The following is a 9,124-nucleotide window of genomic DNA, read 5'->3' as shown; positions in this document are numbered from 1 at the left end:
GGGCCGACGCCCGGGCGCCGCGGGGCGCCAGGCCGCCACCGCTCGCGCTACGGCGTCCCGAGCGCTGCCGCCTCGCGGTCCAGGTCGTGCTGGAGTGCCCGCCGGGTGGCGTCGCTGATCAGGTGTTCCCCGTACAACCGGTGCAGTTCGGCGTTCTGCACCGTGATCACCTCGCGGCGCAGCCGGCGGTACTCGGCGTCGGTCGCGTCGGCGCTGCCGTCCGCGTCGTCCGCGTGGTCCAGGCGGGCCAGCAGGCCGCGCCGGGCCCGGTCGGCCGCCACCTCGCCCACGCTCTCCAGCCCGGCCAGCTGCTCGACGTGGTCCAGCCCGGCCCGGTTCAGTGCGTCCCGGGCCCGCGCCTCCTCGCGCGCGGTGTGCTCCGGCTCCAGCGCCAGTCCGGACCGGTGCACCACGGCGGCCAGCGTCAGTCCCTGCACCACCAGCGTGCTGACCACCACCGCGGTGGTCAGCACCAGCACCAGTGCCCGCCCGGGCAGCGGCAGTCCGCCGCTCCCGGCCAGCGGGATCGACAGTGCGGCGGCCAGGGGCATCACGCCCCGGGTGCCGGCCCAGGTCACTACGCCCGCGACGCGCCAGGAGAGTCGACCCCGGGTCGGGCGCACCGCGCGGGTCAGCGGCAGCGTCCACAGCACCCGCGCCGCGATCAGCACCACCGTCAGCAGCGCCGCCTGCAGCGGCCACCACCCCGTGCCGGCCGGCAGGTCCCGTACCAGCGCCGGGAGTTCCAGCCCGATCACGCTGAAGACCACGCTCTCCAGCAGGAACACCACCACCGCGTACACCGCGTTCACCTGCAGCCGGCTGTGCGCGTCGGTCAACCGGTGCCCCTCCTTGCCCAGCAGCACCCCGGCGACCACCACCGAGGTGACCCCGGAGGTGTGTGCCGACTCCGCCAGCACGTAGGCGGCGTAGGGGGTGACCAGGGCGATCACCGTCTCCAGCACCGGATCGGCGGTGCGCCGCAGCAGCAGCCCGACCGCTCCGGCCAACGCCGCGCCGATCACGCTGCCGCCCCCGCCGAGCAGCACCAACTGCCCGGCCGCCGCCGGCAGGTCGAGGGTGCCGCCGGCCACCGCCGCCACACCGACGGCGATCCGGAAGAGCACCAGCGAGGTGGCGTCGTTGAACAGGCTCTCGGCCTGCACCAGCACCTGCACCCGCCCCGGCAGCGCGAGTCGGCGCCCGAGCGCGCTGACCGCCACCGGGTCGGTGCTGGAGAGCACCGCGCCGAGCACGAAGGCCATCGCCGGCGGCAGCCCGGTGACCGCCACCGCCACGAAGCCGACCGCCGCCGCCGAGGCGAAGACCAGGCCGAAGGCCAGCACCGTCACCGGCCGCCAGACGGTCCGCAGGTCGCGCAGGGACAGCTCCTCGGCGGAGGCGTACAGCAGCGGGGGCAGCACCACCAGGGCGATCACCTCGGGCGCGACGCGCAGGGCCGGCACCCCGGGGACCAGCGCCACGCCGAGGCCGGCCAGCACCAGCAGCGAGGGGGCGGGCAACCGCAGGCGCCGCGCAAAGGTGGCCACGGTGGTGGCCAGGACGACCAGGACGAGAACGATCCCCACGGCGTGCATCGGCTGAACGACCCCATGCTCAGGAACGGGGTCGCCGCGGTCCTGTCGCCGCGTCCGTCCCCCGAGCCGACCAGTCTTCCCGGCACACCTGAGGTCATTTTATCGCTTCATTGACGGTCTCCGTCGACGGGCCCGGCGCCCGCCTAGACTTCGGGTCAACGCACCGACACGCCAGTGACCTTGGGGGACCCGAGATGCCCGGTCAGCTCAAACTCAGCGCGATCACCCTGGACTGCGCCGACCCGCTGGCGCTCGCCGCCTTCTACCAGCAGGCGACCGGACTGCCGCTACACGAGAAGTCCGACGCGGAGTTCGCCGGCCTGCTGAGCGGGCCCGGCCTGCTGCTCGGCTTCCAGCGGGTCGCCGACTACCGCCGCCCGCAGTGGCCCGGCCAGGACCAGCCGCAGCAGTTCCACTTGGACTTCGACGTCACTGACCTGGCCGCCGCCACCGAGGAACTGCTGGCGCTGGGCGCGACCCGGCCCGCGGACCAGCCCGGGAACGGGGGCTGGCTGGTCCTGCTCGACCCGGCCGGCCACCCCTTCTGCCTGATCGAGAAGAAGTAGTCCGGGTCAGGACCGCGGCTCGCCCGCCAGCTGCGGCACCGCCTGCTCCCGCACGCCGCGCCGACGCAGCGCGGCGCGCCAGGCGGCCACCAGGTCCCGGTCCGCGGCGGCGTCCGGACGCCAGAGCGAGACCGGGGTGTCGCCGGAGAGCTCGTGCAGTGCGCGGTGCAGGTCGCGCAGTGCCCAGGTGGCGCTGTTGCGCGGTCGGAACGCCTGGCCCAGCACCGTGCGCGACGGCAGTTCGGCCTGCCAGACCAGGGCGGTGACCATCGGGAACAGCGCCGGCCGGTCCTCGAACGCGGCCAGCCAGCGGGCGGCCGGGACCGGTAGCCCGGTCGCCCAGTACTCGTCGAGGGTGCCCCGGTAGCGGTCGGACTGTTGCTGCAGCACGCCCAGTTGGGCACGGAGCGCGGCGTAGCGGGCCGGGTGCCGCTCGCGCACCCGGGCGGGCACCCCGGCCAGCCGTCGGCCGCGCTCGTTGCGGAAGAGCAGCTGCACCCCGCCCGTCGGCGAGACCTCGAAGAGCGCCGTGTAGGGGCCGGCCGGCACCTTCAGTGCCCGCGGGTCGAACCCGGCCGGCAGGTCGTGCAGTTCGCCCAGCGCCTGCTGCGCCGCCCGGCGCACGGCGGGGTTCGGGTCGGCGAGCAGGCGCCGGTGCTGGCCGGAGCCGGGCGCACCGGTCAGCGCCGCCAGGGCGGCCAGCGCGGCCCGCACGAAGTGGGCCGGTCCCGGGTCGAGTTCGTCGAGCGCGGTGCGGGCGTGACCGGCGGCCGCGAGGTGCAGCCGGCCGATCGCCTTGACGTCCTGCGACACGCAGGCGGCCCAGGCCAGTGCGCCGAGCAACTGTCCCGAGCGCGCGCCGAATGCGGGCGCCCGCGTGCCGTCGGCCACCGCCGCGGCCAGCAACTCGCGCAGGACGACACGCAGCTCGGTGTCCAGCCCGAGCAACTCGCCTGCGCGGCCCAGCCACTCGTACGGCGGCCGGACGTCGGTGGGACGGGCGCACAGGTCCAGCAGCGGCTGCACGTGCGGCTGGTACAACGCGCTGCCCAGCCGGCGGCGCACCGCGGCCGCGTACGGATCGGCGGGTGGCAGCAGGGCGTCCACGTCGAGCGGCAGCGGCGGCAGCATCCCGCGCAGCTCCGCCGCCAGCCGGGTGCGGTCCGCCGCCGTCGCCGGCTCGCCGTCGGTGCACCCGATGACGGTGAGCACGGTGCGCAGCTGCGGGTGGAACTCCTCGCGCTCGGACGGCTCCAGGGCCCGCAGCGCGGCGAGCGGCAGGAGCAGGCAGGTGTCGGCCGCCGCGTCCCAGCGCTGGGTGGGGTGGTCCGGGTCCACCCCGTCCAGCGCCGGCCGGAGCAACTGCCGCACGTCCTCCGGCTGCCAGGCACACGGCAGTTCGGCGAGCAGCACGGACATCTCCCGGTCCGGTGCCGCGGACCGGAGGCCGCGCCCGCGGCGCTGCAGGGCGACGGCCAGCTCCCTGCGGGAGGCCTCGGGGAGGGCGGCGAGCCGGGCCCGGGTGCGCTGCTGCGACTCGGCCGACCCGCCAACGCCCCCGGCCTGCCGGGGGAGCACGAACCTGCTCCGGAACCAGCTGATCAGACCCACCGGTCCGCACCCCCAAGGCTGCCCATCCGCGTCCCCCGGACGGTACACCTGCGCGCCGACCGGCGGGGCGGACCCGGTAGCGTCCACCGGACCGGACCGGACGGCACGGAGGGAGCGGCGGGGCATGGCGCAGGAGCACGGGGACGGGCGGGCGGCACGCACGGAGGGCGAGCTGCTGGACCTGCTGGACGCGGTGTTCAGCACGGGCCGCGAGGCCACCGGCTTCTTCGTGGACCGCAGCGGCCACGCCGCCTTCCGGTCGGCGCGCCCCGACGAGAGCCTGGTCGACCTGCTGGACCGCGGCGTGCTCGGCTCGTCGCCGGGCGGGCGCGGGCTGGACCTCGGCTGCGGCAACGCCCGCAACACCCTGTACCTGCAGATGCACCGCTACGCGATGGACGCCCTGGACCCGTCCCAGGAGGCCCTGGACCGCGCGCGCAGCCGCCAGGACCAGTTCGAGTACCACGTCGGGTGCGACCTGGGCGTGCGCTACCACTGCGGCGACGTCTTCGGTCCGGTCGGCGCGGCGCTGACCGGGCCCTACGACCTGATCTACGACTCGGGCTACTTCCACTACCTGCCGCCGCACCGCCGACCGGGCTACCTCGCCCTGGTGGAGCGCCTGTTGGCGCCCGGCGGGCACCTGGCGCTGCTCTGCGCCGGACCCGACGGGGACGGCGGCCACGCCCGGGTCCCGGACGCGCAGCTGTACCGGGACGGCACCCTGCACGGCGGCCTCGGGTACACCGCCGCGGACCTGCGCCGGATCTTCGTCGACGGGCCGCTGCCGCTGGTGGAGCTGCAGCTGCGCCGGATGCACGACGAGTCGGGGCCGGACCCGCGCCGGTTCGGGCTGCCGGGCCTGTGGACCGCCCTGTTCCGGCGACCGGAGCAGTGAGGATCCCCGGCCCGGCCGGGGCGGCCCCTGCGTCAGGTGGACGGCCCAACCCGGCGTGCGATCACCGCCGGCCCGGCCGATCCTGCTGGAGATGCGGGCAGCCCCGCCCGCCCGCAGGACCGAGAGAACGAAGCCCCTCGTGACCCAGATGACGGAGCACCAGCTCGCGACCCTCGCCCACCCCGACCTGCTGGCCCACGCCACCGCCGTGCACGACGGCCCCGGCCCCCGCACCTTCGCCGACCTGGCGGCGCTGCGCAGCACCGCCCCGGTGCAGAAGGTCCGGCGGAACGAGAAGGACCTCACCGCCACCGAACGCGCCCGACTGGTCGACGCCTTCACCGTGATCAACCAGTCCGGCGTCCTCGGCCGGTTCGTGGCGATCCACGCCGACATGCACCACCACCAGCACCGGATGACCACCGCCCCGGGCGACCTGGGCGCCCAGCGGTTCCTGCCCTGGCACCGGGTCTTCCTGGACCAGGTGGAGAACGCGCTGCGCCGGATCCACGCCGAGGTCACCATCCCGTACTGGGACTGGACCACCGACCAGCAGGTCCCGACCTGGCTGGCCACCGTGCTGCCCACGGTGATCGTCCCCGGTCCGACCGGCCAGGTGATCCGGGTGACCCGCTCGCCCGGCTCGCAGCAGCTCCTGCAGCAGATCACCTCGCCGCTCGACACGGTGATGGGGGCGGGCGACTTCACCACCTTCGTCGACGGGCTGGAGTCGATCCACGACGACGTCCACGTCTGGGTCGGCGCCACCATGTCCGACCTGATGACGGCCGCCGCCGACCCGCTCTTCTTCCTGCACCACGCCAACATCGACCGCCTCTGGTGGACCTGGCACCCCACCCACCAGGACCAGAACCCGTCGCTGAGCGGCGACGACGCGGTGCTGGACCCGTGGCGGGTCACCGAGCCGACCACCCGGGACATCGCCGACTTCGGCTACTCGTACCGCTGACCCGGCCTGTCAGTGCCGTCCGGCAGGATCGTCCGGCCGGTCGCGCCCGCGGCCGGGCGGACGGCGAGAGGCGAGCGTGGCAGACCGTTACCCCCGGGCCTTCTGGGCCCTGTGCGCGGCCAGGCTGACCAACCGGGTGGGCGCCTTCTCGCTCGCGTTCCTGACCCTGCTGCTGGTGCAGCGCGGCCACCTGAGCGTGCCACGGGCAGGGCTGGTGGCGGGGGCGTTCAGCGCGGCCACCGTGCCGTCCCGGCTGCTCGGCGGGCGGCTGGCGGACCGGTGGAGCGCGCGCGGCACCGTGCTGCTGGGCCTGCTGCTCACCGCGGCCGCGCAGCTCGCGCTCTGCGCGGCGCGCGGGGCGCCGGCCCTCGCCGGGGCGGCGGTGCTGCTCGGTCTGGCCTTCGAGGTCTACGAGCCGGCCTGCGACGCGCTGGTGGTCGCGCACACCACGGCGGAGAACCGCTCGGCCGCGTACACCCTGCTCGGCGTGGCGATCGAGGCCGGTTCGCTGGCCGCCGGGCTGCTGGGCGCGGTGCTGGCCGGGGCGGGGGTGGGCCGGCTCTTCCTCGCGGACGCGGCCAGCTGCCTGCTCGCCGCCGCGATCGTGGCCGTCGCGGTCCCGCCGTGCACCGTGCGGCCGGCCACGGGGCGGGGGAACGGCGGGCGGGGGAGCGGGGGTCGGTCGCGGTCGCGCGTCGTGGACCGGCGGCTGCTCCGGCTCACCGCGCTGGCCTGCCTCTTCACCACCGGCTACTTCGCGCTGCTCTCGGTGCTGCCGCTGACCATGGCCCGCCGCGGGCTGGCCCCGGGCGGGGTCGGCCTGGTGCTGGCGGTCAGCTCGGCGGTCGGCCTCGCGCTGGTCCCGCCGGTGCTGCGGCTGCTGCGGGGACGATCGGACCGGGCGGTGCTGCGCTGGGCCTACCTGGTGATGGCGGGCGGGTTCGTGCTCACCGGCGTGGCCCGCTCGCTGCCCGGGTTCCTGGCGGCCGCCGCGGTGTGGACCGTCGGTGACCTGCTGGTGCTGGGCCGGGCGCAGGCCGTCGTCGCCGAACGGGTGGCGCCGGCGGACACGGCCTCGGCGATGGCCTTCTACGGACTGAGCTGGAGCGTGGGCGGGCTGCTGGCGCCCGTCGCCGGGACGCTGCTGCTCAGCCGCACCGGTCCGGCCTGCACCTGGGCCGCCTTCGCCGCCCTGCTCACCGTGCCGGCGCTGATGACGGGTCGCGCGGCGCGGCCCTGACGGGGCGTGGGCGGCGGCACGGGGCGTCGAGAGCGGGCGGCACGGGGCGTCGGGAACGGGCGGACCGCCGACCTGACGGTCCGTGGGGCGCGGATCCGACGGACCGCTAAGATCACGGGCGGATCGACGGGGGAAGGGACGACGGCGTGGGCAACGCTACGGGACCGCAGCAGTTCGGCTGGTTCGACAATCCGGCGTGGGGACAGCTGCTGGTCTGGCTGCTCCTGGTCGTCGTGGTGCTCCGCCTGGTCACCTGGGCGCTGCTGGTCCGGGCCCAGCGGGGCTTCCGGTACCGGCTGGTCAGCAGCGGACGCCGGCGCGAGATCGGACAGGTCTTCGCGGCCGACACCTCGCGCCGCCAGGAGCACCTCTACGCGCTCAACCGGGCGTACCCGTCGCACCGGGTGGCCGCCGTGCTGGACGTGCTGGTGCCCGTGCTGGTGATCGGGGGCCTCGGCTGGCTGCTGCACATCGGCGTGACGCGCACCTACACCGACCGGAAGGACGTCCTGAGCGTCCACCAACTGCTGCACAGCCCGCCGTGGCCGATGACCTCGGCGTGGTCCGCGCTCTGGGGCGGCGACCCGGGCGGGGCCGCGGCCGTGCTGGTGTGCGCCGGGCTGACGGCGGCCTGGCTGGGTGCCTGGTTCCGCACCCGCTACCTGCTGCTGAGCGTGCGGATGCCGTCCGGGACCTGGGAGGGGTCGCGGCTGCGGCGCCTGCCGGCGGCCGAGCTGGCGGTCCGGGCGGTGGCGGTGCTGCTGCTCCCGGCGGTGCTGATCGCGATGCTGACGCTCTGGCAGGCGCTGGCGCTGCTGGCGGCGCGGCGACTGAACGCGGCGTGGGGCGTGGTGGCGCCGCGGCCGATCCCGGGAACGGGGGCGACCGCCGCACCGGCCCCGGTGTACCAGTCGCGACCTGCGGCGATGCCGGTGGCTCCGCGATCGGGGGCGCCGATGCCGGTGGCGCCGATGCCCGTGGCGCCCGCTCCGGTCGTGCCGACGCACGCGGCACCGACGCACGCGGCACCGACACACCCGGCGGCGACGCCGCCCGCGGCGCCCGGCACGCCCGCGCCGGCGATTCCCGCCGCGGCGGTGCCTGCTCCGCCCGTGCCTGCTCCGCCCGTGTCGGCCCCGCCCGTGTCCGCCGCCGCGCCGCCGGCTCCCGTGGTTCCGCCCGCCACCCGGCCGGCCACCGCGCCGAGTACGCCGCCCGCGCCGGTCGGCCCCGCGCCCGTCGCCGCCGCACCGAGTGCGTCCGTGGTCCGCTGCAAGCCGCTCGGCCCCGGCGATCCGCAGGCCGTCGGCCGCTACCGGCTGCTCGGCCGGATCGGCGCCGGCGGCATGGGGTCCGTCTACCTGGCGCAGCGTCAGGGCGCGGCGACCCAGGTCGCACTGAAGACGCTGCGCCCGGAGCTGATGGAGGACGGTGACCTGCTGCTCCGGTTCGAGCGCGAGGCCGAGGTGCTGGCCCGGGTGCCGAGCGCCTACACGGCCCGGGTGCTCGACACCGGCGCGGTCGACGGGATCCCGTTCATCGCCATGGAGCTGCTCGACGGCCGTCCGCTGAGTACGCACCTGGCCGAGCAGGGCCCGTTCCGCGACGGGGCGGCGCTGCGCGCCCTGGCCCTGGCGCTGGCCGAGGCGCTCGGCGCGGTGCACGGTGAGGGCCTGGTGCACCGCGACCTGAAGCCGGCGAACGTGATGCTGACCAGCGACGGCCCCAAGCTGCTCGACTTCGGCATCGCGATGATGGTCGACCGCACCCGGCTGACCCAGTTCGGCGGCGGCCCGGGCACCTTGACCTACATGGCCCCCGAGCAGTTCGGCGAGGGCCCGGTGGACGCCCGCGCCGACCTCTGGGCCTGGGCCTGCTGCGTGGCCGCGGCGGCGCACGGCGCCAGCCCGTTCGAGGGCACCAGCGCGATGGCAGTGATGCGCAAGATCGTGGACCTGGGCCCGGACCCGGCGGCCCTCGACGCGGTCCGCGCCCTCGACCCGGTCCTCGCCGACCTGGTCGTCCAGGCCCTCCAGCCGGACCCGGCGGCCCGCCCGCAGTCCGCCCCCGCCCTCGCCGCCTCGCTCGCGGCCGCCGACCCGGCGGGGCGCGCCGCGGCCGCGCAGATCGAGGACGGCTGGCGCACGCAGCTGCGCCTGTCTATTATACACATCTGAATCTGCCGACGACTTAGCACGTGAAGATCTCGGTGGTCCCCGTAACAAAAAAAAGGGGCGGTGC

7 protein-coding genes are annotated in these 9,124 nt (G+C 76.0%); 5 read left to right on the top strand and 2 right to left on the bottom strand.

The genetic code is table 11. The features are described 5' to 3' along the window. Positions 1–47: 47 nt before the first annotated feature. Positions 48–1,598, bottom strand: coding sequence for a Na+/H+ antiporter (locus ACFW1A_RS34190; protein WP_380416052.1), 1,551 nt, complete (start codon positions 1,596–1,598; stop codon positions 48–50). Between the two features lie 194 nt (positions 1,599–1,792). Between ACFW1A_RS34190 and ACFW1A_RS34185 the strand changes: the two genes are divergently transcribed. Further along, positions 1,793–2,164 (top strand): VOC family protein, encoded by a 372-nt coding sequence (locus tag ACFW1A_RS34185; protein ID WP_380416050.1) that lies wholly within the window; start codon positions 1,793–1,795, stop codon positions 2,162–2,164. Between the two features lie 6 nt (positions 2,165–2,170). Here the strand turns inward: ACFW1A_RS34185 and ACFW1A_RS34180 are convergent, their stop codons facing one another. Beyond that, entirely contained in the window at positions 2,171–3,775 is a 1,605-nt protein-coding gene (locus ACFW1A_RS34180) for a DUF4132 domain-containing protein (RefSeq protein WP_380416048.1), read from the bottom strand. A 124-nt stretch (positions 3,776–3,899) separates the two neighbouring features. Here ACFW1A_RS34180 and ACFW1A_RS34175 point away from each other — a divergent pair, with 124 nt between their 5' ends. From ACFW1A_RS34175 to ACFW1A_RS34160, 4 genes are all read left to right on the top strand, one after another. After that, positions 3,900–4,673: a class I SAM-dependent methyltransferase gene (locus ACFW1A_RS34175; RefSeq protein WP_380416046.1), complete on the top strand. Its 774-nt coding sequence runs from the start codon at positions 3,900–3,902 to the stop codon at positions 4,671–4,673. Positions 4,674–4,821: 148 nt separating this feature from the next. Next, positions 4,822–5,643 carry a tyrosinase family protein gene (locus tag ACFW1A_RS34170; RefSeq protein WP_380416054.1) on the top strand — a complete coding sequence of 274 codons (822 nt, stop codon included), beginning with the start codon at positions 4,822–4,824 and terminating at the stop codon, positions 5,641–5,643. A 76-nt stretch (positions 5,644–5,719) separates the two neighbouring features. Beyond that, positions 5,720–6,883: an MFS transporter gene (locus ACFW1A_RS34165; protein WP_380416044.1), complete on the top strand. Its 1,164-nt coding sequence runs from the start codon at positions 5,720–5,722 to the stop codon at positions 6,881–6,883. Positions 6,884–7,029: 146 nt separating this feature from the next. Continuing rightward, a complete protein-coding gene (locus tag ACFW1A_RS34160; RefSeq protein ID WP_380416042.1) occupies positions 7,030–9,060 on the top strand; it encodes a serine/threonine-protein kinase in 2,031 nt (676 codons plus the stop codon). Positions 9,061–9,124: the final 64 nt, after the last annotated feature.

The organism is Kitasatospora sp. NPDC058965, assembly GCF_042741245.1.
Classification (GTDB): domain Bacteria; phylum Actinomycetota; class Actinomycetes; order Streptomycetales; family Streptomycetaceae; genus Kitasatospora.
This window is presented reverse-complemented; position numbering and strand designations above follow the sequence as displayed.